Genomic DNA, 25411 nt, shown 5'->3' on the forward strand with positions numbered 1-25411 from the left:
GCCCCACCCCGCCCCGGAGCTTTTCGCGCACCTCGTTGCGGCGGATTTCCGGGACACCGCTCCTCCCTACGCGGCGCTGACCGCGGTGCTGGACGGCCGTGACCATCTCCTCGCCCTGGTCACGGGCTATCTGCCCGGGGCGCGGGACGGCTGGGAGTGGTGCGTCGACGAGGCCGCCGCACCGGACAGGGCCGGCGTCACCGCCTTCGCCGGCTCTCTCGGCCGCCTGGCCGCCGACCTGCACCTCGCCCTCGCCACGCTGCCCCCGCCCACCGGAGTGAGCGGCCCTGACCTGGCGGAACGGGCGGCGGGCGCGCTCGCGCAGGCCCTGGAGCTGACCGGCGGCGACGACGGTGCGTGGCTGGCCTCCAGGTCCGAGGCCATCCGGCGCGACCTGGCCCCGCTGGACACGCTCGCGGCCGGTCCGCGCATCAGGATCCACGGCGACCTGCACGTCGGCCAGGTCCTGCGCTGGGAGGGCGGGTACGCGGTGATCGACTTCGACGGCAATCCCACGGTCGCCGGCGCGGACCCGTACCAGCCGGCGGCCAGGGACGTCGCCCAGCTCACCACCAGCCTGGACCACGTGGCGCAGGTGGCGATCAAGCGCCGGTCCACGCCGCCCGCCGAGGCCGCCGCGTGGGCCGCCGCCGCCCGCGCCGCCCTGCTGTCGGCCTACCGCGCCCGCCTGGCCGAGCGCGGCAGGGCCGAACTGCTCGACGACCGGCTGATCCGGCCGTTCGAGGTGGAGCAGGAATGCCGGGAGCTCATCTACGCCGCCCGGCACCTGCCCCGCTGGCGCTACGCCCCCATGGGCGTCCTGCGCACCTGGTACCCCGAGGAGAATGACGCGTGAATCCCGAGCTCTACCTGTCCGACCTGCGGGCCAAGCCGGAGGCGCTGCGGCGCCTCGCCGCCGCCCTGGCCGAGGACGACCCGTTCCGCGCCCTGCCCGAAGGCATCACGAGGGTGCTCTTCCTCGGCATGGGCAGCTCCCGGTACGCCGCCGGGGTGGCGGCCCTGCGCCTGCGGGCGGCGGGCGTCGACGCCCACGCCGACTACGCCTCAGCCGCCGCCACCTACCCGGCCCGGCCGGACACCCTGGTCGTGCCGATCTCCGCCACCGGCGCCAGCGGCGAGACCCTCGACGCCGTGGCCAGGTACGCGGGCGGCCCCTCCCCCGTGGCCGCGCTCACCAACACCACGGCCTCGCCCCTCGCCGAGGCGGCCGACCTGGTGATCCCCATGCACGCGGGCGAGGAGCGCGGCGGCGTCGCGTGCCGGACGTTCCAGCACACCCTGGCGCTGCTGCTGCTCATGGAGGCTGCGCTCACCGGGCGCGACCGCGACGTGCCCGCCCTCGTACGCCGGGCCGCCGAAGCCACCTCCGACCTGCTGGAACGCGCGGACGCCTGGCTCCCGCGCGCGCTGGAGCTGCTCGACGGCCCGCACGGCGTCTACACCGTCGCGCCCGCCGAGCGCCTGTCGTCCGCGGAGCAGTCGGCGCTGATGTTCCGCGAGGGCCCGCGCCGCCCGGCCGACGCCTGCGAGACGGGTGACTGGTCCCACGTGGACGTCTACCTCACCAAGACCCTGGACTACCGGGCCCTGCTCTACCCGGGTTCGCGTTACGACGACCAGGCCATGGACTGGGTGCGCCGGCGGGGTTCGACGGTGCTCACCGTCGGCGCGGAGGTGAAGGACGCCGCGGCCGCCGTACGGTACCGGCACGACGACGACCCCGACGTGGCCCTGCTGACCGAGACCCTGGTGGCCGAGCTGGTGGCCGCCCACTGGTGGAGCGGCCGGTAGGTCAGCCGGCCCGCACGGTCAGCGCGTGCTCGACGAGCGTGATGAGGGTGTGCTTGACCGCCGGGAGCGCCCGCGCGTCCGTGCGCACGATCGGCACGTGCGGGGAGAGGGTGAGCGCCTCGCGCACCTCGCTCTCGTCGTGCGGGAACTCGCCGTTCCAGCCGTTCAGGCCGACCACGAACGGGATCCGCGACTCCTCGAAGTAGTCGACGGCGGGGAAACTGTCGGCGAGCCGGCGCGAGTCGACCAGCACCACCGCGCCGATGGCCCCGCGCACGAGGTCGTCCCACATGAACCAGAACCGGTACTGGCCGGGCGTGCCGAACAGGTAGAGGATCAGGTCGTCGGCCAGGGAGAGCCGCCCGAAGTCCATGGCGACGGTGGTGGTGGTCTTGCCCGGCGTGTGGCCGAGGTCGTCGATGCCCGCCGACGCGTCCGTCATGACCGCCTCGGTGGTCAGCGGCAGGATCTCGGACACGGAGCCCACGAACGTGGTCTTGCCCACGCCGAACCCGCCCGCTACGACGATCTTCGTCGAGGTGAGCCGGTTAGAGCCTGCGAAGTCCACTTAACACCCTTTCAAGCAGTTTCTGGTCGGGGAGGCCGGCGTTCAGCTGCGGCTGGTACACCCTGACCAGCCCGTCCGCCTCCATGTCGGCGATCAGGACCCGCGCCACCCCGAGCGGGACGCCCAGCAGTGCCGAGATCTCCGCGACGGACCTCACCTGCCGGCACAGCTCGCTGATCGCCCGGTATTCGCGGGTGTAGGTCATGCCGAGCTGGGCCGAGGTCGCCGACGACACCAGAGCCTCCATGGCCAGCTCGGTGCGCGGGGCCGTCCTGCCGCCGGTGACGGCGTACATGCGGACGAGCGAGCTGCGCTCGGGCTCACCGTTATCCCACGATGCCACGATTCACTCCCATCACCACGGACGTGAGGCGGACAGCTCCGCCCGTACGGCGGGCGTGAGCACCTGGCCCGCGCGCTCCACCAGGATCGTCATCTGGTAGGCGACCAGCCCCATGTCGCAGTCGGGGGCGGCCAGCACGGCCAGGCAGGATCCGTCGCTGATCGACATCACGAGCAGCAGCCCGCGATCCATCTCGACAAGGGTCTGGGTGACGCCTCCGCCCTCGAACACCCGCGCCGACCCCTGCGTGAGGCTGACCAGGCCCGCCGCGATGGCGGCGAGCTGGTCGGCGCGGTCCTTGGGAAAGCCCCGCGAATATGCCATCGGCAGCCCGTCGGCGGAGACGACCACGGCGTGCGCGACGCCGGGCACCTCTTCGACGAAGGCGGTGACCAGCCAGTTGATGTCCCTGGCGGCCTGGCTCAGCTCCTTCACGAGTCCTCCTCGAGCTCAGCACGGCCCTTGCGCACGCCCTGCTGGTAACCGGCCAGCCTGGAACGCAGCCGATCAGGGGACAGCGGTGGAGCGGGAGCTGGAGCGGGCGCCGGATTCGCGGTGCCTGGTACCAGATTCGCCTTCGGCGTCCTTTTCGGCAAGCCCGAGTTCGTGGTGCCGCCCTGGGCGGGCTCCGAGGCCGCGCCCGCGGCCTGCCATCCCTGGTCGGCGGGCGAGGCCCAGGAGTCGTCGCGGTGGTCGGCGGTGGGCGCCGCCTTGCTGAACCAGCCGCTCCCCTCGACGGCGGTGTAGATCGGCAGGAACTCCTCCTGCGGCGGCTCCGGCAGGTCGGGCGGCGGCTCGGCCGCGCGGGTGTACGGCGGCTGCGCGTCCTGGCCGCCGGCCGGCGGGCCGAACCACGACGACGGCTCGGGCGCCACGGGAGCGCCGTCGAACGACGGATGTCCCGGCGGAGGCCCGGTCAGGGTGGCGGGCGGCGGAGTGTGGACGGGCGCCGCGTACGACTCGGCGGTCTCGAACGACGGCGTGTGCACCTGCGCCTGCCTGGGCACCGGGATCCGTCCCGGCACCGACACGGCGTTCGGCACCTCGGTGAGCAACATCGGCGGGATCAGCACCATGGCGGTCAGGCCGCCGATGTCCTGGGCCCGCAGCTGCACCCGGATGGTGTGCCGCAGCGCCAGCCGGCCGACCACGAACAGGCCCATGCGGCGCGACACCGACACGTCCACGACCGGCGGGTTGGCCAGCCGCCAGTTGGCCTCGGCCAGTTCGTCGGCGTTCATGCCGATCCCCCGGTCGGTGACCGACAACATCAGGCTGCCCTCGTCGATGCGACTGCTGGAGATGATGACCTTGGTGTCCCTGGAGGAGAAGGACACGGCGTTCTCCACCAGCTCCGCGAGCAGGTGCACCACGTCGGTGACGGCCTGTCCGGCGATCGCGACGTTCGACTCGACCTGGATGCTGACCCGGTCGTAGCTCTCCACCTCGCCCAGCGCCGCTCGTACGATGTCCATCAGCTCGACCGGCTCGCTCCACTTGCGCGCGGCCTCCTGACCGGCCAGGACGAGCAGGTTCTCGCTGTTGCGCCGCATGCGGGTGGCCAGGTGGTCGAGCTTGAACAGGTCGCCGAGCCGGGCGTCGTCGCGCTCGCCGCGCTCCAGCCGTTCGATCAGCGTGAGCTGCCGCTCGACCAGGGTCTGGCTGCGCCTGGACAGGTTGACGAACATGGCGTTGACGTTGGAGCGCAGCCGGGCCTCGTCGCCCGCCAGCCGTACGGCCTCGCGGTGCACCTCGTCGAACGCGCGCGCGACCTCGCCCACCTCGTCCTTGGAGAAGATGCCGATGGGCGGCACCTCGGCGTTGACCGCGCCGTCGCGCGACTCGCGCAGGTGCTGCACGAAGTCGGGCAGCCGCCGGCCCGCGATCTCCAGCGCCTCGCCGCGCAGGCGGCGCAGGGGGCGTACGAGGGACCTGGCCACGCCGGTGGTGATCAGCAGCACGGCCACCAGCAGCGCGAGCACCGCTCCCGCGATCACGAACGCCTTGCTCCGCTCGTCCGCGCTGAGCGCCTCGCTGCGGGCCACGATCCCCTGGGCCTGGCGCCGCTCGACCGTGCGCATGGTGTCGACGACCACGGCGGCGGCGTCGTGCCACTCCTTGGCGTCGTCGCGCCTGGCCTGGTCGAGCCCGCGCAGCGGCAGCTCGTTGGTGGCCCTGATCAGCACCAGCTCGCGCAGGAACAACATGCGCTCGGCGGACCTGCCGTTGACGGTCTCGTCGAAGAAGCGGCGCTCCTCGGCGGTGGCCTCCTCGGCGAAGCCCTTGCGCTCGTTGGCCTCCTTGGACTGCTCACCGAGGAACCTTTTGAGCTGGTCGGGGTCGAACGCGCCCTCGACCAGCACGATCGTGACCAGCGCCTGCTGGTAGGAGACGCTCTCCTTGGCCCTGGCGAGCGCGTCGAGCATGCGGGTCTGGCGGAACAGCTCGTCGTCGGTGCTGCCCTTGACCAGCTCGTTGTGCACGGACAGCAGGTCGGCGATCACGGTCGTGTAGAGCTCGACGGCCGGGCCGGGCAGCAGGTTGGCGTCGAGCGCCTGCGCGCGCAGGGCGTTCAGGTCGTTCAGGCGGGTGAGCAGGGTCTCGATCTGGTCCGCGGTGCGGCCGGTCGCGTCGCCCAGCAGGGCCTGCGCGAGGCCGCGCACCTCTTTGACCGACTGGTCGGCCAGGCCCATCTGGGTCCGTACGGCGTTCAGCTCGTCCGCGGGCCGGTCGCGCGCGATGTACCACGCCGTTCTGGCCCGTTCGGCGGAGACCTGGTGGGTGAGCTCGCCGAGCTCCGCCGACATCCGGGCGAACTGGTTCGTACGGGCGTAGTCGGTGGCGGCGGCGGTCGACGTGAGCACCTGGACACCGCCGAGCAGCACGGCGGCGGCCGTCGGGATGAGGATGAGCGCGACCAGCCGCGCGCGCACACGCCAGTTGCGCAGCCGCCAGCCGCCGTTGCCGGCCTGCCTCTCGCCCAGCTCTGTACTCACCGAACGCACCTCGCCCGAATCGGCGTATATGAGGGGGCATACGCCCCGGGGAAATCAGCAAGTGCGGGTAATTGGAACACATCCCATACAGGACGGCCAACCGAACTTAACGCGACAAAAGTCGAGTCGTGTGACTCATGAGGATAGAACTTGGGATCCCACGCGGGAAGCACCCCCGGCGAGAAAATAACCCACATCTAGATAGATGTCCTCTAATGAGCGGTTAGTACGTTTCAGCGCATAACACGGAAGCCGCGCCGTGATCTCTGGAGTGTCACAGCGTTGAGAATGGCGCTAATCACCACATATGTTGAGCGACGTCATAACGAGGAGGCGAGTGTGGGCGATTCTCACAGCGCGGCCATCACCGTCGAGGGCCTTTGGAAGATCTTCGGGCCCAGGGCGCAGAAAGTGCTGAACAGCGAGGACAGACATCTCGACCCGGCCGCGCTGCGAGAGAAGACCGGCTGCACCGCCGCCGTCAGGGACGTCGGTCTCGAGGTGCGCCCCGGCGAGGTCTTCGTGGTCATGGGACTGTCCGGCAGCGGCAAGTCGACCCTCGTACGCTGCCTCACGCGGCTCGTCGAACCCAGCGCGGGCGAGATCCGGATCGGCGGCGAGGACATCGGCCGCGCCTCGCCCGCCCGGCTCCGCGAGGTCCGGCGGCACCAGGTCAGCATGGTCTTCCAGCATTTCGGTCTGCTGCCGCACCGCAAGGTGATCGACAACGTCGCGTACGGGCTGGAGATCCAGGGCACCCCCAAGGCCGCCAGGCACGAGCGGGCCGCGGAGATCCTCACCCTGGTAGGCCTCGACGGCCACGCCGACGCCTACCCCGACCAGCTCTCCGGCGGCATGCAGCAGCGGGTCGGGCTGGCCCGCGCGCTGGCCGTGGACCCGCAGGTGATGTTGTTCGACGAGCCGTTCAGCGCGCTCGACCCGCTGATCAGGCGCGACATGCAGGCCGAGGTCATCCGCCTGCACCGGGAGGTCGGCAAGACGATGGTGTTCATCACGCACGACCTGTCGGAGGCGCTCAAGCTGGGCGAGCGGATCGCGATCATGCGGGCGGGCTCGATCGTGCAGCTCGGCACCGCGGAGGAGCTGGTGGGCGCGCCCGCCGACGACTACGTGGCCGACTTCGTGCGCGACGTGCCGAGAAGCCACGTGCTGACGCTGCGCTGGCTCTGCCGGCCGCCCGAGCCGGGCGAGTCGCTGGACGGGCCCGAGTTGCCCGTCACCACGGTCATCAAGGACGCCATCGCCGCCGCCTCCGCCTCCGCCCAGCCGATCAGGGTCGTGGACGACGGCGAACTGGCGGGCGTCGTGGACCGGGTCGACCTGCTGTCGTTCCTGTCGGATCAGGAGCGCCCCGTGCGAGCGGGCGCATGAGCAGCGCCACGGCCGTCGGCACGCCCTCCAGGCTCGGCCTGCCGAAATGGGCGGCGCCGGCGGGGGCGGCGGTCGTGTTCGCGGCGGCGTACCTGGTCTTCCGCGACACGGGGACGCTGCCGCACAGCAGGGAGGCGGCGCCGTTCCTGGCCGTCACCGAGCTGCGCGAGTGGATCGACGACAACAGGAACGACAACCCGCTCTTCCTGTACTTCCTCAACTACATCAGGCTCTTCGTGGGCGGGCTCTACGACGCCTTCCACGCCGTCCTGTACGCGCTCGGCTGGCCCGGCATCACGGGCGTCATGGGCGCGCTCGGCTGGCTGGCAGGCGGCCGGTGGATCGCGGCGCTCGCGGTGGGCAGTGTGAGCGCGTTCGGCCTGCTCGGCCTCTGGGAGTCGAGCGTCGACACGCTGGCCCTGGTCGCGGTCGCGGTGCTGCTGTCGCTGGCCGTCGGCATCCCGCTGGGCGTGTGGGCGGGGCTGTCCGAGCGCGTGCGCAGGGTGCTGACGCCGGTTCTCGACGTCATGCAGATCATGCCGACGTTCGCGTACCTGGCGCCGCTCGCGCTGTTCTTCCACATCGGGGCGCCCGCCGGGGCCATCGCGACGATGATCTACGCGATCCCGCCCGCCATCCGCATCACCGCCCTCGCCGTCTCCGGGGTCTCCCCCACGGCGGTCGAGGCGTCCGCCTCGCTGGGCGCCACGGGCCGGCAGACGTTGTTCAAGGTCCACCTGCCGCTGGCCAGGTCCACGATGGCGCTGGCGGTCAACCAGACGATCATGATGGCGCTGTCCATGGTCGTCATCGCGAACCTGATCTCGGCCCCAGGCCTGGGCGGTGACATCATCCGCGGCCTGTCGCGGGCGCAGGTCGGCATCATGCTCCCGGCGGGCGTGGCCGTGGTGATCATGGCGGTGATGCTCGACCGGATGACGATGGCGCTCGCCCGCCGGGACCCGCACGCCACGACCTCCCGGCTGGACCTCGCCGGGGCGGGGCTGCTGGCGGTGGCCGGGCTCGCGCTCATCCCCGTGCTGCCGCGTGTCTGGCCGGAGAACCTGACCGTCAACGTCGTGGCGCAGGTGAACGACGCCGTCCGCTGGGCGGAGACGAACTGGTACCCGGTGACGACGTTCATCAAGGACACCACCACCCGCATCCTGCTCAACCCGCTGGAGTCGCTGCTCACCTCGGCCCCGTGGTGGCTGGTGGCGCTCGCCGTGCTGGCGGCCGCCTGGCGGGTGAGCGGGCTGCGTCCCGCGCTGACGGCGCTGGCCTGCCTGCTCGCCATCGCGCTGCTCGGCCTGTGGGAGCACAGCATGATGACGATGAGCACCGTGGCCGTCGCGGTGCTCGTCACGCTGGCCATCGGCCTGCTGCTCGGGGTGGCCGCGGCCCGCTCGCCGCGGTTCTCGGCCGTGCAGCGGCCCGTGCTCGACACCGCCCAGACCATGCCCGCGTTCGTCTACCTGCTGCCGGCGCTGGCGCTCTTCGGCACCACCAGGTTCACCGCGATCTTCGCGTCCGTCATCTTCGCGGTCCCGCCCGTCGTACGGCTGGTCGAGGACGGCATCAGGGCCGTGCCCGCCACGGTCGTCGAGGCCGCCGCCTCGGCCGGCTCGACCCCGCGCCAGCTGCTGTGGAAGGTGCAGTTGCCGATGGCCAGGAAGGCCATCCTGCTCGCGGCCAACCAGGGCATCGTGATGACGCTGGCCATGGTCGTCATCGGCGGCCTGGTCGGGGCGGGCGCGCTCGGCTACGACGTGGTCCTCGGCTTCTCCCAGCGGACCGACTTCGGCATGGGCTTCGTGGCCGGCATCGCCACGGTGCTCCTCGGAGTCATGCTCGACCGCATCACGCAGGGCGCCGACAGGCGCTCTTCCCCCCGAAAGAGGAAGTTCACATGAAGATTCGCCTGCTCGCAGGCCTTCTCGCCCTGGGACTCACCGCGATGGGCTGCGGCGGAGCCACGGTCGACACCGCGACCGGCTCGGCCGCTCCCGAGGCCGACGCCAGTGCCTCCGGCAGCTCCGCCGGCACGGTGAAGATCGCCATCAACCCGTGGGTCGGGTACGAGGCCAGCGCCAACGTCGTGGCGTACCTGCTGAAGAACGAGCTCGGCTACGAGGTCGAGCTGCCCGAGATCAAGGAGCAGCTGGCCTGGGAGGGCTTCGAGACCGGCGACGTCGACGTCATCATCGAGAACTGGGGCCACCCCGACCTGAAAAAACAGTTCATCGAGGAGAAGAAGGTCGCCGTCGAGGCGGGCTCCACCGGCAACAAGGGCGTCATCGGCTGGTACATCCCCAAGTGGATGGCCGACGAGCACCCCGGCATCACCGACTGGAAGAACCTCAACAAGCACGCCGAGCTGTTCAAGACCTCCGAGTCGGGCGGCAAGGGCCAGCTGCTGTTCGGCGACCCGTCGTACGTCAGCAACGAGGCCGCGCTGATCAAGAACCTCAAGCTCGACTACAAGATCGTCACCGGCGGCAGCGAGGCGGCCCTGATCAAGGGCGCCCAGCAGGCGCAGGCGCAGAAGAAGCCGCTGCTGTTCTACTTCTGGGACCCGCACTGGCTGTTCAGCCAGACCGAGCTCGTCCGGGTCAACCTGCCTCCCTACACCGAGGGGTGCGACGCCGACCCGAAGAAGGTGGCCTGCGACTACCCGGAGATGGACCTCGACAAGATCGTCAGCAAGAAGTTCGCCGACACCGGCGGCAAGGCGTACGAGCTGATCAAGAACTTCAGCTGGACCAACGAGGACCAGAACGCGGTCGCCGACGACATGACCAACAACGGCATGTCCGGCGAGGAGGCCGCCAAGAAGTGGATCGAGGCCAACCCCGCCAAGTGGCAGGCGTGGATCCCCAAGTAGCCCCTCGATGACCCGGGCCCCCGCACGCGGGGCCCGGGCACGGAGACCTCTCATGCGAACGAAGACGCTCGTCGGGCCGCTGGTCGCGGCCCTGCTCCTGGCGGCCTGCTCCGGCGAGGAGCCCGACTCGGCCACCGTGTCCAAGGGCACGGTCAACATCGACGTGCACGCCTGGGTGGGGTACGAGGCCCAGGCGGCCGTGCTGGCGTACCTGCTCGAACACGAGCTGGGCTACACGGTGAAGACGCGCAAGGCGGCGGAGGAAGAATCCTGGCGCGACTTCGCATCCGGCAAGGTGGACGTGATCGTCGAGAACTGGGGGCACAACGATCTGAAGAAAGAGTTCATCGAGGAGAAGAAGGTCGCTCTGTCGGCCGGCCTCACGGGGAACAAGGGAGTGATCGGCTGGTACGTCCCCGAGTGGATGGCCAAAAAATACCCCGACATTACGGACTACCGAAACCTCAATAAATACGCACGCCTCTTCCGAACCGAGAAGACGGGAAATGCCGGACAGATCCTGGACGGCGATCCGACGTTCGTCACCAACGACGAGGCACTCGTCAAGAACCTCAACCTCAATTACAAGGTCGTCTACTCGGGCAGCGAGGAGGAACTGATCAAGGCGGCCCAGTCCGCGACGAGGAATCGGACGCCTCTGCTCATGTATTTCTACGAACCGCAATGGCTGTTCACCAAGGTGAAACTCGTCAAGGTCGCGCTGCCCGCGTACGCGGTGGGCTGCGACGAGGTCCCGGCCAAGGTCGCCTGCGACTACCCGCCCTACCTGCTCGACAAGATCGTCAGCCGGCGGTTCGCGGAGACCGGCGGGCGGGCGTACGAGCTGGTCCGCAACTTCAACTGGACCAACGACGACCAGAACACCGTGGCCAGTGACATGATCAACGAAAAGATGACCGCCGAGCAGGCGGCCGAGCGGTGGGTCGCCGAGAACAAGATCGTGTGGAAGGACTGGATACCCCGTTGAGGTACGACTACGTCATCGTGGGCGGCGGCAGCGCCGGTTGCGCCCTGGCCGCCCGGCTCAGCGCCGACCCCTCGACGTCCGTGCTGGTGCTGGAGGCAGGCAGGCCCGACTACCTGTGGGACGTGTTCATCCACATGCCCGCCGCCCTGATGTTCCCGATCGGCAGCCGCTTCTACGACTGGAAGTACGAGTCCGAGCCCGAGCCGCACATGAACGGCCGCCGCGTCTACCACGCCCGCGGCAAGGTGCTGGGCGGCTCCAGCAGCATCAACGGCATGATCTTCCAGCGCGGCAACCCGCTCGACTACGAACGGTGGGCCGCCGATCCCGGCATGGAGCGCTGGGACTACGCGCACTGCCTGCCCTACTTCAAGCGCATGGAGACCTGCCTGGCCGAGCCGGACACCGACTTCCGCGGCGGCGACGGCCCGCTCAAGCTCGAACGCGGCCCGGCCCGAGGTCCACTCTTCGAGGCGTTCTTCGAGGCCGTGCAGCAGGCCGGCCACCCGCTCACCGACGACGTGAACGGCTACCGCCAGGAGGGCTTCGCCGCCTTCGACCGCAACGTGCACCGCGGCCGCCGGCTCAGCGCCGCCCGCGCCTACCTGCACCCCGTACGCCGCCGGCGCAACCTCACGGTCAGGACCCGCGCGCTCGTGGAACGGGTGCTCTTCGACGGCACCAGGGCCGTCGGCGTGCGCTGCGACGGCGACCGCATCGAGGCGGGCGAGGTCATCCTCAGCGCCGGGGCCGTCAACACCCCGCAGCTCCTGCAACTGTCAGGCGTCGGCCCGCGCGCCCTGCTGGAGCCCCTGGGCGTGCCGATGGTGCACGACCTGCCCGGCGTGGGCGAGAACCTGCAGGACCACCTGGAGGTGTACGTCCAGCACGGCTGCAGGCAGCCGGTCTCACAGCAGCCGTCGCTGGCGAGGTGGCGCAGGCCCTTCATCGGCGCCGACTGGCTCTTCCGCAGGAGCGGCCCGGGCGCCACCAACCACTTCGAGGCCGGCGGCTTCATCCGCTCCAACGACGACGTGGCCTACCCCAACCTGATGTTCCACTTCCTTCCCATCGCGGTGCGCTACGACGGCTCCGCCCCGGCCGGCGGCCACGGCTACCAGGTGCACATCGGCCCGATGTACTCCGACGCCAGGGGCTCGGTGCGGATCACGTCGGCCGACCCCCGCGCCAAGCCCGCCCTGCGCTTCAACTACCTCTCCACCGACCAGGACCGCCGCGAGTGGGTGGAGGCCGTCAGGCACGCCAGGACCATCCTGTCCCAGCCCGCCTGGGCCGACCTCGACGCCGGCGAACTGTCCCCCGGTCCCGCGGTGCAGAGCGACGAGGAGATCCTCGACTGGGTGGCCAGGGACGCCGAGACCGCGCTCCACCCGTCGTGCACCTGCAAGATGGGCACCGGCGAGGACGCGGTGGTGGACCCGGCGACGATGCGCGTGCACGGCCTCGACGGGCTGCGCGTGGTGGACGCCTCGGCGATGCCGTACGTCACCAACGGCAACATCTACGCCCCGGTCATGATGCTCGCCGAGAAGGCGGCCGACCTCATCCTGGGCAACTCCCCGTTACCTCCGGACCCCGTGGAGTTCTACCGCGACCCGCGACCGGCCTGACCCGCACTACGCCGCGCGGGTGCGCGGCCGCTACCGGTCCCACAGCGCACTGATCGGCAGGGCGGTGAGCCGATCGCCGAAGGCGAGTGACCGCCTGCCGGTGTAGAGGACGAACCCATGGACGAACTGGTCCCCGAGCGAATCCCTGAGCGTGCTCAACCCCTTGAAGTCATCGGGGCCGACGGCGTCCGTGGCCTTGGCCTCCACCCCGACGACCCGGCCGTTCGTCCGCTCCGCCACGAGGTCCACCTCGGCCCCCTGACTGACGCGCCAGTGGAACAGATTCAGGCGGAAGGGAGACCAGGTCGCCTGCTTGGTCAGCTCGTTGACGATGAACGTTTCCACGAGCGCCCCTCGAGCAGGTGACACTCGCGCGCCCAGGCCCTCGGCGTCGACCGACAGCAGATGTGCGGCGAGACCGGTGTCGGTGATGTGCACCTTCGGCCGCCGCACTGCCCTGGCATTGAGATTGCGCGACCACGGGGGGAGTGACTGCACCAGGAAGACCGTTTCCAGCAGACCGAGGTAGCGGTTGACCGTTGTGCGATGCAGTCCGAGGTCACTGCCGGTCTTGACGAAGTTGAGCTCCTGAGCGGTGGAGGCTGCGACGAGTCTCAGCAACCGCCCTAGGCTGCTCGGCTCATCGAGCCGAGCCATCTCGCGGATGTCGGTGTCGATGATGGACTGAACATAGGCGGTATACCACTCGTCGCGGGCCAGTTCGGATCTCATCGCCATCGCCTCAGGGTAGAAACCCCGGGCGATGAGATCGAAGTAGTCGGCCCTGCCGTACGCGCTGTGTTGCGTTGTCCTGAAGGACTCAGGGTCCTCGAACGCCCTCGTGAGGAAGGACGTGTCGCCACCTACGAGCTCTTGCTGCGCGAACGGCCACACCTCGGCGATGCTCGCCCGTCCAGCCAGGGATTCGCTGAGAGAGGGCGTGGCCAGAAACCGGGTCGACCCGGCGAGAACGAACTGTCCCCGGCTGGGCGAAGCGTCGACTGACGCCTTGATGGCCAGAACCAGATCGTCCCCCCCTCGCTGGATCTCGTCGACCATCATCGGCCTGGACCCGTCGGCGACGAAGACCTCAGGGTCGGCCTGCGCCGCCGCGCGCAACGACGCATCGTCGAGCGTCAGATAGGTGCCTCCGCGACATGCCTGCAACTGCCGCAGCAAGGTGGTCTTGCCGGACTGTCGAGGACCGTTGACGATCACCACCCGGAACGATTCAAGGAACTCCAGCGCATGATTGACAACACGCCGCGCAACCAGATCCATCGCAAGCTCCCATCTGCAGAAACGACATTCTACAGACCTGGCACCGACAATTGACGGACCTTCTGACCGACAGGTATACCACAGCGCATCGACATTTGACGGACCTTCTGACCGACAGATTGTCCACAGCGCACCGACACTTCACGGCATCGAGGACCGACATTCCACGGAGCCTTCACCGACAGACGACGGTTGGGACCGGCAGTCCATGGATGCGGCGCGATGCCAGAGCGCCGTACGGTGTACCGTACGACGGTGACCGTCGAGTACTCGGGCAAGGGCGACCCGGCGCGCAGCCTGGCGCTGCTCTGGCGCACCGGCGAGCGGGCCAGCCGCAAGGGCAAGCCGGAGCTGAGCGTCGACCGCATCGTGCGCGCCGCCATCGAGGTGGCCGACGCGGAGGGGCTGCAGGCGCTGTCCATGCGCCGCGTGGCCGAGCGGCTGGGCGTCGGGACGATGTCGCTCTACACGTACGTGCCGGGCAAACCAGAGTTGTTCGACGTCATGCTGGACACCGTCTACGGCGAGACCGCGCGGCCGCCGGACGTGCCCGGGGGCTGGCGGGGCCGGCTGGAGCAGATCGCCAGGGAGAACTGGGCCCTCTACCTGCGCCACCCCTGGCTGCTGCAGGTGGCGACGAGCCGCCCCGTGCTCGGCCCGAACGTCACCGCGAAGTACGACTACGAACTGCGTGCGATCGACGGGATCGGGCTGACGGACGTGGAGATGGACTCGGTGATCACCCTGATCACCGGTTTCGTGCACGGTACGGCCCGGGGCGCGGTGGAGGCCGCGCAGGCCGAGACCCGGACGGGCATGACCGACGAGCAGTGGTGGGCCGCGCACTCGCCCTTCCTCGGCAGGATCGCCGACGTCGACCGCTATCCCACGGCGACCCGGGTGGGGCAGGCGGTAGGAGAGGAGCTCAACGCCGCCTACAGCCCCGAGCACGCCTTCGAGTTCGGCCTTCAGCGCGTGCTCGACGGCATCGAGGCGCTGGTGGACAACCGGGCCGCCGCGGGCGGTCAGGCGCCGGACGACGCCCGCCCGTAGGCCGCCGCCACCTCAAGCCACCTCGCCTACGAGGAGGAGCAGCTCGTGCCGGTGCTCAACTCACTCGTCGACGTGCCGTGGAGCCCGCGGGAACGCTAGCGCACGGGCGCGGAGCGCAGCCGCACGACGTGCTCGACCAGCGAGATCAGCGTCGACTTGACCGCCTCGCGGTTACGGGCGTCGGTGCGGATGATCGGCACCTGCGGCGACAGCGCCAGCGCCTCCCTGACCTCCTGGTCGGAGTGCGGGAACTGCCCCTCCCAGCCGTTGATGCCGATCACGAACGGCAGCTTGGCCTCTTCGAAGTAGTCGATGGCCGGGAAGCTGTCGGCCAGGCGGCGGGTGTCGAGCAGCACCACGGCGCCGATCGCGCCGCGCACCAGGTCGTCCCACATGAACCAGAACCGGTGCTGCCCGGGCGTGCCGAACAGGTAGAGGATCAGGTCACGGTCCAGCGACAGGCGGCCGAAGTCCATCGCCACGGTCGTGGTCTGCTTGTTGGGCGTCAGGCCGAGGTCGTCGATGCCCGCGGACGCGTCGGTCATCACCGCTTCCGTGGTGAGCGGGAGGATCTCGGACACCGCCCCCACGAACGTCGTCTTGCCGACGCCGAAGCCTCCCGCGACGACGATCTTGGTCGACGTGAGGCCGGGGCTAGAGCCTGCGTAGTCCACTGAGCACCCTTTCGAGCATGTTGAGGTCTGGCTGTCCCTCGGAGAGGTGTGGCTGGTGCAGGCGGACAAGCCCTTCGTCGGACATGTCCGCCACGAGCACCCTGGCGACGCCCAGTGGGACGCGGAGCAGGGCCGAGATCTCGGCGACCGACCGGAACGTCCTGCACAACTGCATGATGGCCTCCTGCTCGGGGGTGAGCAGGGCCATCTCGTCGTCCGGGATCGACATGGACGAGACCAACGTCTCCATCGCGAGGTGATAGCGGGGCTCGGATCGTCCGCCGGTCACCGCGTAAGGGCGGAACAGGGGCTCGTCGTCCCCGGCCCCGTCAACGCCGTACACGACCCTCTCCCATCAGTTCGTCACCGCGTCCTGGCCGCCTGGAGCTCCGCGCGCAGGGCCGGGGTGAGCGCCTGTCCCGCCCGGTCCACCAGCAGCGTCATCTGGTACGCCACCAGCCCCATGTCGCAGTCGGGCGCGGCCAGCACCGTGAGCACGGAACCGTCGCTGATCGCCATGACCAGGAGCAGGCCACGCTGCATCTCGACGACGGTCTGCGTCACCGACCCGCCCTCGAAGACCCTGGACGCGCCCACCGTCAGGCTCAGCAGGCCGGCGGAGACCGCGGCGAGCTGGTCGGCCCTGTCGGGTGGGAAGCCCTCCGACGCCGCCAGGCACAGGCCGTCGGCCGAGACGACGACGGCGTGCGCCACACCTGGCGTGTTGCGGACGAAGTCGGTGATCAGCCAGTCGAAGCGATGTGCCTCATGGCTCAGGGTTGTCACGCATCCTCCCCAGCGGGACGCTTACTCACTCTTGTTCCTCCTGTCCACGAACTTCCTGGCGGGCCCGTCGCACACCCTGCTGGAAACCGGCCATCCGGCTGCGCATCCGGTCTGCGGAGACCGGGGGCGCGGGCGCCTGCCGTCGCGGCGGCTGCTGCTGTGCCGCCTGGCCGGCCGCCGTGCCGGGGACCAGATTCGCCTTGGGAGTGCGTTTCGGAAGCCCGGCGGCGGTGATGCCGCCGAGACTCGGCTCGCTCGCGGCGGCCGCCGCCTGCCAGCCGGCATCGGCGGCGGTTCGCCACGCTTCCTCCCCAGAGCGTACGGCCTGCGCCGGCGTGGCATCACCGCCGCCCTCCGCCTGCGCCGCCTGATCCTCCGGCGGTCTGCGGAACCACGCCGACTCCACCGACGCGAAGATCGGCAGGAAGTCCTCCTGCTCCACGGGCGACACGTCGGCCGAGAGGGCCGGGTCGGGCCGGCGCACGTCGTTCGTGGAGTACGACTGGGGCGGCGGCGTCTGGAACGCGCCATTTCCTGATCGCGCGGAGCCCTGGCTCGGGTACGACGGGAAGGTCCCGGAGTCGAACGACGCCGGGTGCCTGCGGTAGGACCCGCCGTCGGTGTCGGCGGTGAAGCCGTTGACGCCCGCCCTGCCGGGGTCGGACGGGTGCGTGCCGAACGCCGGGCCGGGCGTTCCCGGCGCGCTGTCGTACGTGCCCGGGCCGCCGTGCCTGGGCCCTCCGCCGAACCGGGCGTTGGCGCCGGGTCGGAGGGCGCCCGGGTCGAAGGAGTCGAAGCTGCCGAACGACCGGAACGTCCCGTTCGAGGCAGGCTGACCGGCCTGTCCGGGCACACCGGCCTGGCCCGTAACGCCCGCCTGGCCCGGCACACCGGCCTGGCCCGGAACCCCCGCCTGACCCGGCACACCCGCCTGACCCGGCGCGGTTCCGCCGCCGAACGCCGGGCGCTGTGGCAGCGGCTGCTGCGCACCGTCGGCGATCAACGCCGGTGGCAGCAGCACCATGGCGATCAGCCCAGAGCCCTCGCCCTTCCTGAGCTGCACCCTGATGCCGTGGCGCAGCGCCAGCCGGCCGACCACGAACAGGCCCATCCGCCGGGACACCGACACGTCCACGACCGGGGGCTCGGCCAGGCGGCGGTTGGCCTCGGCCAGTTCGTCCTCGGTCATGCTGATGCCGGTGTCGGTCACCGACACCAGCGCGCCGCCGCCCTCGATGAGGCTGCTGGTGACGGTGACCTGGGAGTTGCTCGGGCTGAACTGGATGGCGTTCTCGACCAGCTCGGCGACCAGGTGGACCAGGTCGTTGGCGGCGCTGCCGACCACCGAGGTGCCCCGGTGCACCTTGACCTGGACGCGCTCGTAGCCTTCGACCTCCGACAGCGCGGCGCGTACGACGTCGACCAGCTTGGCCGGCTGGCTGCGTCGGCGGGTGGCCTCGTGGCCGGCGAGGACCAGCAGGTTCTCGGAGTTGCGGCGCATGCGGGTGGCCAGGTGATCGAGCTTGAACAGGTCGGCCAGCCGGGCGCCGTCCTGCTCGCCCTTCTCCAGGCCGTCGATCAGCGAGATCTGCCGCTCGACCAGCGTCTGGGTGCGGCGCGAGAGGTTGACGAACATCGAGCTGATGTTGCTGCGCAGCTCGGCCTCCTCGCCCGCCAGCCGCACGGCCTGCCGGTGCACCTGGTCGAAGGCCCTGGCCACCTCGCCGATCTCGTCGTTGCCCTCGACCTCGATGGGGCGTACCTCGCCCACGGAGCCCTCGCCGCTGACGCGCAGCCGCCGCACCACGTCGGGCAGCCGGAAGCCGGCGATCTCCAGCGCCTCGGTGCGCAGCCGGCGCAGCGGGCCGACCATCGAGCGGGCGATGGCCACGGTGAGGAGCAGGACGAGCAGCAGCAACGCCACGATGAGCACTCCGGCGATGACCGCGTTGCGGATCTCGGCGCTGCGCAGTTCCTGGCTGCGCAGGCCGACCTTGCCGGCCAGGTCCTCCTCGATGCCCTGGAGCACGTCGATGGTGGTGGTGTTCTGCTTGAACCACTGCTCGCGGTCGCCCGTGGCGGAGATCAGGTTCTCGGTGATCCGCGCGCCCGGCGACCGGCCGCTGACCAGGGTGATCGCGCGTGACTTGGTGAGCTGGACGTTGACGTACTCCTCGGTGCCGGTCAGCCGCCTGGACAACGTGAGCCCGACGTCGGGTCCGGCCTCCGCGCCAACGGCGGCGATGTCGCTCAACTGACGGGCGTTGGAGGCGATGAACGCCTCCACGTCGTCGGCGCCCACCCGATGGGTGTTGTAGGACGCCTGGAGCAGCTGGACGCGCTGCCGGGAGATCTCCTCCTTGGCCGAGGCGAGGGCGCTCAGCGCGCGGAACTGCCCGATGATCTGCGAGTCGTCGGACAGCAGGCTCAGCTCGTCGTGCAGCTTGAGCAGGGTGTCGGTGAGGAAGTCGTAGCGTACGGTGTCGGTCTGGCCTTCCTCCCTGATCTGGGGCAGCCGGCTGAGGTCGTATTTCGCCTGCTCGGCGGCCTTGACGATGCGCGGGCCGTAGGAGGCGTCCATCGCGTCGAGGTCGGAGCGCACGGTCTTGACCAGGGTGTCGACGGCGGCCTTGCGCTGCTCCAGCGCGGCGGCGAGCTTCCTGCGCACGGTGCGGTTCGCGCCCGCCCAGCCGGCCGTATCACGCTCCAGCCCGATCGCCTGCGTGAGGTCACGCAGGCGCCCGGCCTGCTCGGCGCCGATGGCCGTGCGGTCGTAGACGCCGATGCTCTCCACGGATTCGACCACCCGCGCTCCCCCGAGCACGACGCCGGCGATGGTCGGTACCAGGATGAGCGCGGTGAGCCGCCACCTCACACGCCAGTTACGCAGGCCGAAACGTGGCAGTGACCGCCGTTCGCGGTCCCGCTGCGCGGCTGGGCCGCCGCCGGAGTTCCCCGTAGTCACTGCTTCCGCTACCCCTCAATCGTCCCCTCAGTCAATGAGCCCTCAAGTCGTCCACAAGGTATCCACAGCATCCGACTTACCAGGCATTTCGGACACCATTGTTACAAAGGTGTCCGCCAGTCGTGTGCTGTTGGTTATCTCAGTGCGGCAAGCACTTGATCGCGGACTTGAGCCCTCTGCGCGTCGTCGCGGAGGGAGCGACCGGCGCGATCCACTACGTAGAAGACGTCCACCGCCTCCGCGCCGAGAGTCTCCACGCGAGCGGCTCTCACGTCAAGACCACACTCACCGAACGCCCGTCCGATGCGCCACAGCAGCCCCGGCCTGTCATGGGCCCTGACTTCCACCACGGTGGCGGTCGCCGAGGCGTCGTCCACCAACGTCACGCGGGGTGGAGCGACGGGCACGCGAGGAGGCCTCATCGACCGCGTACGGCGGGCCAGGCGCTGTTCGATGTCAAGACGCCCAGCAAGGACGAGACGGAGGTCCGCCTCCAGCGTCGCGGGGTCGGGCGGCGAGCCGTACTCGGGGATGACGGAGAACTCGATCACGGCCGTGGACCCCGCGGAGGCGGCCGAGGCGGAGCGTACGACGAGCCGGTGCGCCGCCAGCACGCCCGCGGCGCTCCACAACAACCCCACCCGGTCGGGGGCGACGACCGTGACCGCTCCCCCGTGGACGCGGACGGCCCCGCCTCCGTGCCGGGCGAGCGCCGCCTGCTCGGGCGAGAGCATGGGAGGCTTTGGCGGGGGCGAACCGGCCAGCACCGACCTGACCCGGCGTACGAGGTCGGTGACCAGCCCCGCCTTCCAGGCGTTCCACGCGGCCGGACCGGTCGCGTGGCCGTCGGCCACCGCCAGCGCGGCCAGCAGGTCGAGCACCTCCCGCGTGCCGACCGTCGCCGCGACCTTCTCGATCGTGACGGGATCGTCGAGGTCTCGGCGGGTGGCGGTCTCCGGCAGCAGCAGGTGATGGCGTACGACGGTGGCGAGGATCTCCACGTCGGCCGGGGGCAGGCCGACGCGCGCGGCGATGTCGCGGACCACGACCTCGCCCGTCGCCGAGTGGTCGCCGGGCCAGCCCTTGCCGATGTCGTGCAGCAGCGCCCCGATGAGCAGCAGGTCGGGGCGGGAGACCTCGCGGGTGTGGCCGGCGGCGTTCGTGGCGGCCTCGATCAGGTGCCGGTCGACCGTGAACCGGTGGATCGGATTGCGCTGGGGGCGGTGGCGTACGCGCTCCCAGTCAGGAAGCAGCTTGACAAGGATGCCCGCCTGGTCGAGCTCCTCCCACACGGGCACGGCGGCGCGGCCCGCGCCGAGGATCGACACCAGCGCGTCGCGCGCCTCCTCAGGCCACGGCACCGGCATCTGCGGCGACTGAGCGGCCAGAACGGAGACCGTGGCGGGCGCGAGGGGCAGCCCCGAGTCGGCCGCCGCGGCGGCGGCCCGCAGCACCAGCACGGGATCCTTGCGCGGGTCGGCTCCCCTGGCGAGCACGACCTCGCCGCCGTGCTCGACCACGCCGTCGGCCAGCGGGCGGCGGCCCCGGGGAGCGGGGCCTGACAGGAGCCTGTCAACGGTGCGCCAGGTGGCGTCGAAGGCGTGGGAGACCGTACGGCCCGCCTCCGCGAGCCTGCGCATCAGCGCCTCGGCGTCGAGCAGCCCGAGCAGCCCGGCCACCGCGTCCTGTTCCTGCAGCACCAGCCGGTCGGTGCCGCGGCCGGTGACGACGTGCAGCGCGTGCCGCACGTCGAGGATGAGTTCGTACGCCTCCCGCGCCCTGGGGCCGGGCGCCGAGGCGACCCAGGCGGCGGCCACCGCCTGCATGGCCTGGACGTCGCGGAGCCCGCCGCGACCGTCCCGCAGGTCGGGTTCGAGCAGGAAGGCCAGCTCGCCGCTGGCGCGGGCCCGCCGGTCCGCGGCGGCGCGCAACTCGCCGAGCCGGCGGCGGGAGTCGGCCCGCCACTCGGCGAGCACCGCCTCCCTGGCCTTGCGGGTCAGCTCGGGATCGCCCGCCACGTGCCTGGCCTGGATGAGGCCGAGCACGGCCTTCAGGTCCTGCCGCGCGACGGTCACCGCCTCCTCGACCGTGCGCACGGAATGGTCGAGGTTGACCGCCGAGTCCCAGATCGGATACCAGATCCGGTCGGCGATCCTGGCGACGTCGGCCCGCCCGTTGTGCAGCAGGACGAGGTCGAGGTCGCTGCCGGGGGCCAGCTCGCCCCTGCCCAGGCTCCCGACGGCGACCAGAGAGACGTGCTCGCCGCCGCCGGCCGTACGGAAGAGATCCTTGAGCCAGCGGTCGGTGTCCGCGGCCCGCTCCTTGCGCGCCGCGGCGTACGAACGAGCCTCGCCCCTCACTCCTGCGCCCCCTCGCCTAGCTCCGCCCGGACCCCGTCGTCCGGGCGTCGCCTGGGTTTCATCACAGGGCCTCCGGGCCCCTCTCTCCCGTGCGGACGCGGACGACGGTGTCCACGGGCACGGACCAGACCTTGCCGTCACCGATCTTGCCGGTGTGCGCGGCCTTGACGATGACGTCGATCACGTCCTCGGTGTCGTCCTCTTCGGCGAGGACCTCGATCCTGACCTTCGGCACCAGGTCGACCTGGTATTCGGCGCCGCGGTAGACCTCGGTGTGGCCGCGCTGGCGGCCGTAGCCGCTCGCCTCGCTGACCGTCATGCCCTTGATGCCGAACTGCTCGAGCGCCGCCTTGACGTCATCCAGCTTGAAGGGCTTGACGATCGCCGTGATGAGCCTCATGCGTCCACCTTCTTCGTAGCGGGAGCGGTGACGGGGCCGTTGGGCGAGCTCACGCCGGAGGCGTGAACGGTGCCGAGATCGTAGCCCGTCTCGGCATGGGTGGTGATGTCGACGCCGGTGACCTCGTCCTCGGAGGAGATGCGGAAACCGAGCGTCTTGTGGATGACCGTGCCGATGATCCACGTGATGACGAAGGAGTAGGCGCCGACCGCGACGGGGCCGAGCACCTGCAGGCCGAGCTGCCCGAAGCCGCCTCCGTAGAACAGGCCCTCGCTCTGCTGGTCCGTGGCGGGGTAGGCGGCCAGGAAGCCGAGGGCGACGGCGCCGACCACGCCGCCCACCAGGTGCACGCCGACCACGTCGAGCGAGTCGTCGTAGCCGAGCCGGTACTTCAGGCCGACGGCGTACGCGCAGGCCGCACCGGCCAGCAGGCCGATGACCATCGCGGCCCAGGGGTCGACGAAACCACAGGCCGGGGTGATGGCGACCAGACCGGCGACCGCGCCGGAGGCGGCGCCCAGGCTGGTGGCGTGCCCGTCGCGCAGCTTCTCCACCAGGAGCCAGGCGCCCACGGCGACCGCGGTGGCGACCTGCGTGTTGATGAAGGCCAGGCCGGTGATGCCGTCCACGGCGAGCTCGGAGCCGGCGTTGAAGCCGAACCAGCCGAACCACAGCAGGGCCGCGCCGAGCAGCACCAGCGTCAGGTTGTGCGGGCGCATCGGCTCCTTGCGCCAGCCCTGCCGCTTGCCGAGCACCAGGGCGAGTGCGAGCGCCGCCGCTCCGGCGTTGATGTGCACGACGGTGCCGCCGGCGAAGTCCTCGATGCCCATGGTGTTGAGCCAGCCGGTGCCCCACACCCAGTGCGCGACCGGGAAGTAGACGACCGTGGCCCAGATGACGGTGAAGAGCATCCACGCCCCGAACTTCGCCCGGTCCGCGATCGCGCCGCTGATCAGGGCGACCGTGATGATGGCGAAGGTCATCTGGAACATGGAGAAGACGAGGCTCGGCATGCCGGTGCCGTCGTCCGCGGTGGCGGTGTCGACCAGGCTCTGCAGGCCCAGGGCGTCGAAACCGCCGACGAAGGTGTTGAGGGCCGAGCTGGGGTTGTCGGTGAAGGCCAGCGAGTGCCCGAAGAGCATCCAGGTGACGGTGACGGTGACGATGGCGCCGAACGACATCATCATCATGTTCAGGACACTCTTGGCCCTGGTCATTCCCCCGTAGAAGAACGCGAGGCCCGGAGTCATCAACAGCACCAGTGCGGCGGCCGTGAGCATCCAGGCAGTCGTGCCGCTATCGATCTCCACGACGCGACCCTCCTTACATGTGACGTGTTGCCACAGCGTGTTCGGCCGGGGTTTCGTGGCTCGACCAGGTGTGTTTCACATTCGTGAATCTCGCCGTGCGGGTGTTTCGGGCGAGTTTCGGCCTTCTCACAGGAAGGGTTACGGCACCGCACTATCGGGACGTGGAATACTTAGGCTTGCCTAACCTAACCGATCAAGGAATGCCCATGCGTCTCCGCCTGGCCCTCGCCGCCACGCTCTCCTTCGCCCTCGTCGCCTGCGGTAGTTCCACCTCCACCCAGGAGGCCGGTCCCACGCGGACCGTCAAGCACGCCATGGGCGAGACCAAGGTGCCCATGAACCCCAAGCGGGTGGTGGTGCTCGACACCGACAAGCTCGACACCATGGTCTCGCTCGGCCTCACGCCCGTCGGGGCCGCGCAGGCCTCCCAGAACCAGACCTGGCCCGACTACCTCGGCCCCACGCTCAACACCACCAAGGCCGTGGGCACCCTCCAGGAACTGAACCTCGAAGCCATCATGGCGCTCCGGCCCGACCTCATCCTCGGCTCCAAGTTCCGGCAGGCGCCCTTCTACGAGAAGCTCAGCAAGATCGCGCCCACCGTCTTCACCGACCGCGTCGGCATCACCTGGAAGGACAACTTCCTGCTCGACGCCGAAGCGCTCGGCAAGAAGGAACAGGCCACGCGGCTGCTGTCGGACTACGAGCAGCGGGCCAAGGACGTGGGCGCCAAGTTCGCCGAGCTCAAGGTGAGCATCGTGCGCTTCATGCCCACCGAGATCCGCATGTACGGGCCCGAGTCCTTCAGCGGCATCGTGCTGGGCGACGCCGCCATCCCGCGGCCCGAGACACAACTGCTGAAGGACCAGGACGACAAGCGCTTCGGCAAGCTCAGCCAGGAGAACATCGCCAAGGCCGACGGTGACGCCCTCTTCTACAGCGCGTACGGCGAGGCCGCCGCCAAGTCACAGGCCACCGTCACCGCCGGCCCCCTGTGGAAGAACCTCGAAGCCGTCACCTCGGGCAACGCCCACAACGTGGACGACGAGATCTGGATGACCGGCATCGGCGTCACCGCCGCCGGCAAGATCCTCGACGACCTCGACGAACACCTCACCCCACTGGTGTGACCCGATCGCCCTTCCTGACCAGACCGGGCCGCAGCACCCGCGCGTACACCCCCGCGCACGGCTGCGGCCCCATGTCGAACACCGGCACCCGGTTGTGCCTGGCCACGGTGCGCAGGGCCTCCGTGTCGCGCTCCAGCGGCCCGTGCGCCAGCGTCGGCACGGCGCAGCGAGGCGTGGCCACCATGACCTTCAGCACCACCGCGTCGCCCACGTGCAACTCCCGGCCCACCCAGGCGTTCTCCGGGAACCCCTCCTCGTCCGTCGCGATCACCAGGTTGGGCCGGTAGCGGACCACCTCGACCCGCCCGCGCGGGCTCAGCGCGCCGATCCTCTCGACAGCGGACGTGGAGATCAGGTGAACCGGGGCGAAATCGAAGAACGTGCCGTCCGGCGACGCCCCGCCGAGCGTGCCCACCGTGTACGGCACCTCCGCCTCGATCCCCTCGGCCAGCACCTGCTCCGGCACCGACCGTTCGAACTCGGCGCCCGCCGGCGGCACATCGATCACCCGCACCTCGCGTCCGAGCAGCCGCGACAACTCCTCGTCACCGGGGACCCGCGCGCCCTCCACCGTCAGCAGGCCACGCCAGAGCCGCGGATTCTTCGCGCTGGCGATCTTGCCGGTGGCCACGTCGAGCACCGCACGCACCCGATCCCCCACGAGGCCGCGCTCGGTCACCTCGCTCCGCCCGACCTCCTCGCCCAGCATCGACTTCACCGGATACCGCCGCACCATCTCCACATGCATCCCCCGACCATACGAGTGCGTGCTTCGCGGCGTGCCGGTGGTCCCGCCCGATCTGCTTGCTTCTGCCGCGGTGCGGCGGTCAGCCCGGGG

Annotated in this window: 22 protein-coding genes; 9 read left to right on the forward strand and 13 right to left on the reverse strand. The window is 70.3% G+C overall.

From position 1 onward, the window contains the following. Together E1295_RS48565 and E1295_RS07460 are read left to right on the forward strand one after the other, a co-directional pair. The coding region (locus E1295_RS48565) for an aminoglycoside phosphotransferase (RefSeq protein WP_166427127.1) at positions 1-856 on the forward strand (856 nt) is incomplete at its 5' end. After that, positions 853-1812 carry an SIS domain-containing protein gene (locus E1295_RS07460; protein WP_132628939.1) on the forward strand — a complete coding sequence of 320 codons (960 nt, stop codon included), beginning with the start codon at positions 853-855 and terminating at the stop codon, positions 1810-1812. The genes E1295_RS48565 and E1295_RS07460, both read left to right, overlap by 4 nt. A gap of 1 nt (position 1813) precedes the next feature. Here the strand turns inward: E1295_RS07460 and E1295_RS07465 are convergent, their stop codons facing one another. The 4 genes from E1295_RS07465 to E1295_RS07480 are packed head-to-tail and all read right to left on the reverse strand — an operon-like array spanning position 1814 to position 5719. After that, a complete protein-coding gene (locus E1295_RS07465; RefSeq protein WP_132628940.1) occupies positions 1814-2380 on the reverse strand; it encodes a GTP-binding protein in 567 nt (188 codons plus the stop codon). Beyond that, positions 2361-2675 carry a DUF742 domain-containing protein gene (locus E1295_RS07470; protein ID WP_246079905.1) on the reverse strand — a complete coding sequence of 105 codons (315 nt, stop codon included), beginning with the start codon at positions 2673-2675 and terminating at the stop codon, positions 2361-2363. The genes E1295_RS07465 and E1295_RS07470 overlap by 20 nt, the downstream gene beginning before the upstream one ends. Positions 2676-2735: 60 nt before the next feature. After that, positions 2736-3158 (reverse strand): roadblock/LC7 domain-containing protein, encoded by a 423-nt coding sequence (locus E1295_RS07475; protein WP_132628942.1) that lies wholly within the window; start codon positions 3156-3158, stop codon positions 2736-2738. Next, positions 3155-5719: a nitrate- and nitrite sensing domain-containing protein gene (locus E1295_RS07480; RefSeq protein ID WP_132628943.1), complete on the reverse strand. Its 2565-nt coding sequence runs from the start codon at positions 5717-5719 to the stop codon at positions 3155-3157. The genes E1295_RS07475 and E1295_RS07480 overlap by 4 nt, the downstream gene beginning before the upstream one ends. Positions 5720-6007: 288 nt before the next feature. Between E1295_RS07480 and E1295_RS07485 the strand changes: the two genes are divergently transcribed. From E1295_RS07485 to betA, 5 genes are read left to right on the forward strand one after another with little or no spacing between them, the layout of a single operon-like run. Further along, entirely contained in the window at positions 6008-7111 is a 1104-nt protein-coding gene (locus E1295_RS07485; RefSeq protein ID WP_132628944.1) for a quaternary amine ABC transporter ATP-binding protein, read from the forward strand. Continuing rightward, positions 7108-9024, forward strand: coding sequence for an ABC transporter permease (locus E1295_RS07490; protein WP_132628945.1), 1917 nt, complete (start codon positions 7108-7110; stop codon positions 9022-9024). Before E1295_RS07485 ends, E1295_RS07490 begins: the two co-directional genes overlap by 4 nt. After that, positions 9021-9995 (forward strand): ABC transporter substrate-binding protein, encoded by a 975-nt coding sequence (locus E1295_RS07495; protein ID WP_132628946.1) that lies wholly within the window; start codon positions 9021-9023, stop codon positions 9993-9995. The genes E1295_RS07490 and E1295_RS07495 overlap by 4 nt, the downstream gene beginning before the upstream one ends. 52 nt (positions 9996-10047) lie before the next feature. Continuing rightward, complete coding sequence (locus E1295_RS07500) at positions 10048-10983, forward strand: ABC transporter substrate-binding protein (RefSeq protein WP_132628947.1); 936 nt, start codon at positions 10048-10050, stop codon at positions 10981-10983. Further along, the gene (betA, locus tag E1295_RS07505) at positions 10980-12614 is read left to right on the forward strand and encodes a choline dehydrogenase (RefSeq protein ID WP_181957965.1); all 1635 of its coding nucleotides are present in this window, start codon (positions 10980-10982) and stop codon (positions 12612-12614) included. The genes E1295_RS07500 and betA overlap by 4 nt, the downstream gene beginning before the upstream one ends. A 30-nt stretch (positions 12615-12644) precedes the next feature. Here the strand turns inward: betA and E1295_RS07510 are convergent, their stop codons facing one another. After that, the gene (locus E1295_RS07510) at positions 12645-13895 is read right to left on the reverse strand and encodes an ATP-binding protein (protein WP_181957966.1); all 1251 of its coding nucleotides are present in this window, start codon (positions 13893-13895) and stop codon (positions 12645-12647) included. A 255-nt stretch (positions 13896-14150) separates the two neighbouring features. On the opposite strand from E1295_RS07510, the gene E1295_RS07515 reads away from it, so the two are divergent. Further along, on the forward strand, positions 14151-14948 hold the full coding sequence (locus E1295_RS07515) for a TetR/AcrR family transcriptional regulator (protein WP_220448592.1): 798 nt from the start codon (positions 14151-14153) through the stop codon (positions 14946-14948). A 95-nt stretch (positions 14949-15043) separates the two neighbouring features. On the opposite strand, the gene E1295_RS07520 is transcribed toward E1295_RS07515, so the two are convergent. The 7 genes from E1295_RS07520 to E1295_RS07550 form a co-directional block, all read right to left on the reverse strand. Next, the gene (locus E1295_RS07520) at positions 15044-15622 is read right to left on the reverse strand and encodes a GTP-binding protein (protein ID WP_132628949.1); all 579 of its coding nucleotides are present in this window, start codon (positions 15620-15622) and stop codon (positions 15044-15046) included. Further along, entirely contained in the window at positions 15603-15965 is a 363-nt protein-coding gene (locus tag E1295_RS07525) for a DUF742 domain-containing protein (protein ID WP_132628950.1), read from the reverse strand. The genes E1295_RS07520 and E1295_RS07525 overlap by 20 nt, the downstream gene beginning before the upstream one ends. Before the next feature lie 20 nt (positions 15966-15985). Further along, on the reverse strand, positions 15986-16408 hold the full coding sequence (locus E1295_RS07530; protein WP_132330743.1) for a roadblock/LC7 domain-containing protein: 423 nt from the start codon (positions 16406-16408) through the stop codon (positions 15986-15988). 25 nt (positions 16409-16433) lie between these two features. Continuing rightward, the gene (locus tag E1295_RS51775) at positions 16434-19283 is read right to left on the reverse strand and encodes a nitrate- and nitrite sensing domain-containing protein (protein ID WP_166427128.1); all 2850 of its coding nucleotides are present in this window, start codon (positions 19281-19283) and stop codon (positions 16434-16436) included. Positions 19284-19507: 224 nt separating this feature from the next. Beyond that, positions 19508-21733, reverse strand: a complete 2226-nt coding sequence (locus E1295_RS07540) for a [protein-PII] uridylyltransferase (protein WP_132628952.1) — start codon at positions 21731-21733, stop codon at positions 19508-19510. Positions 21734-21794: 61 nt separating this feature from the next. Continuing rightward, a complete protein-coding gene (locus E1295_RS07545) occupies positions 21795-22133 on the reverse strand; it encodes a P-II family nitrogen regulator (RefSeq protein WP_132330737.1) in 339 nt (112 codons plus the stop codon). Beyond that, complete coding sequence (locus E1295_RS07550) at positions 22130-23443, reverse strand: ammonium transporter (RefSeq protein ID WP_132628953.1); 1314 nt, start codon at positions 23441-23443, stop codon at positions 22130-22132. The genes E1295_RS07545 and E1295_RS07550 overlap by 4 nt, the downstream gene beginning before the upstream one ends. A gap of 206 nt (positions 23444-23649) precedes the next feature. On the opposite strand from E1295_RS07550, the gene E1295_RS07555 reads away from it, so the two are divergent. Then, positions 23650-24573: an ABC transporter substrate-binding protein gene (locus tag E1295_RS07555; protein ID WP_246079898.1), complete on the forward strand. Its 924-nt coding sequence runs from the start codon at positions 23650-23652 to the stop codon at positions 24571-24573. Here the strand turns inward: E1295_RS07555 and E1295_RS07560 are convergent. Beyond that, positions 24557-25321 (reverse strand): MOSC domain-containing protein, encoded by a 765-nt coding sequence (locus E1295_RS07560; protein ID WP_166427129.1) that lies wholly within the window; start codon positions 25319-25321, stop codon positions 24557-24559. The genes E1295_RS07555 and E1295_RS07560 overlap by 17 nt on opposite strands. Between the last annotated feature and the right edge of the window lie 90 nt (positions 25322-25411).

This window comes from Nonomuraea mesophila (assembly GCF_004352805.1).
GTDB lineage: Bacteria > Actinomycetota > Actinomycetes > Streptosporangiales > Streptosporangiaceae > Nonomuraea > Nonomuraea longispora.

Excerpts from the sequence above, each read along its gene's own strand:
- E1295_RS07490 (WP_132628945.1), top strand. The coding sequence starts at position 7,108 with ATGAGCAGCGCCACGGCCGTCGGCACGCCCTCCAGGCTCGGCCTGCCG.
- E1295_RS07510 (WP_181957966.1), bottom strand. The coding sequence starts at position 13,895 with ATGGATCTGGTTGCGCGGCGTGTTGTCAATCATGCGCTGGAGTTCCTT.
- E1295_RS07500 (WP_132628947.1), top strand. The coding sequence starts at position 10,048 with ATGCGAACGAAGACGCTCGTCGGGCCGCTGGTCGCGGCCCTGCTCCTG.
- E1295_RS07470 (WP_246079905.1), bottom strand. The coding sequence starts at position 2,675 with ATGTACGCCGTCACCGGCGGCAGGACGGCCCCGCGCACCGAGCTGGCC.
- E1295_RS07560 (WP_166427129.1), bottom strand. The coding sequence starts at position 25,321 with ATGCATGTGGAGATGGTGCGGCGGTATCCGGTGAAGTCGATGCTGGGC.
- E1295_RS07555 (WP_246079898.1), top strand. The coding sequence starts at position 23,650 with ATGCGTCTCCGCCTGGCCCTCGCCGCCACGCTCTCCTTCGCCCTCGTC.
- E1295_RS07485 (WP_132628944.1), top strand. The coding sequence starts at position 6,008 with ATGGCGCTAATCACCACATATGTTGAGCGACGTCATAACGAGGAGGCG.
- E1295_RS07495 (WP_132628946.1), top strand. The coding sequence starts at position 9,021 with ATGAAGATTCGCCTGCTCGCAGGCCTTCTCGCCCTGGGACTCACCGCG.
- E1295_RS07545 (WP_132330737.1), bottom strand. The coding sequence starts at position 22,133 with ATGAGGCTCATCACGGCGATCGTCAAGCCCTTCAAGCTGGATGACGTC.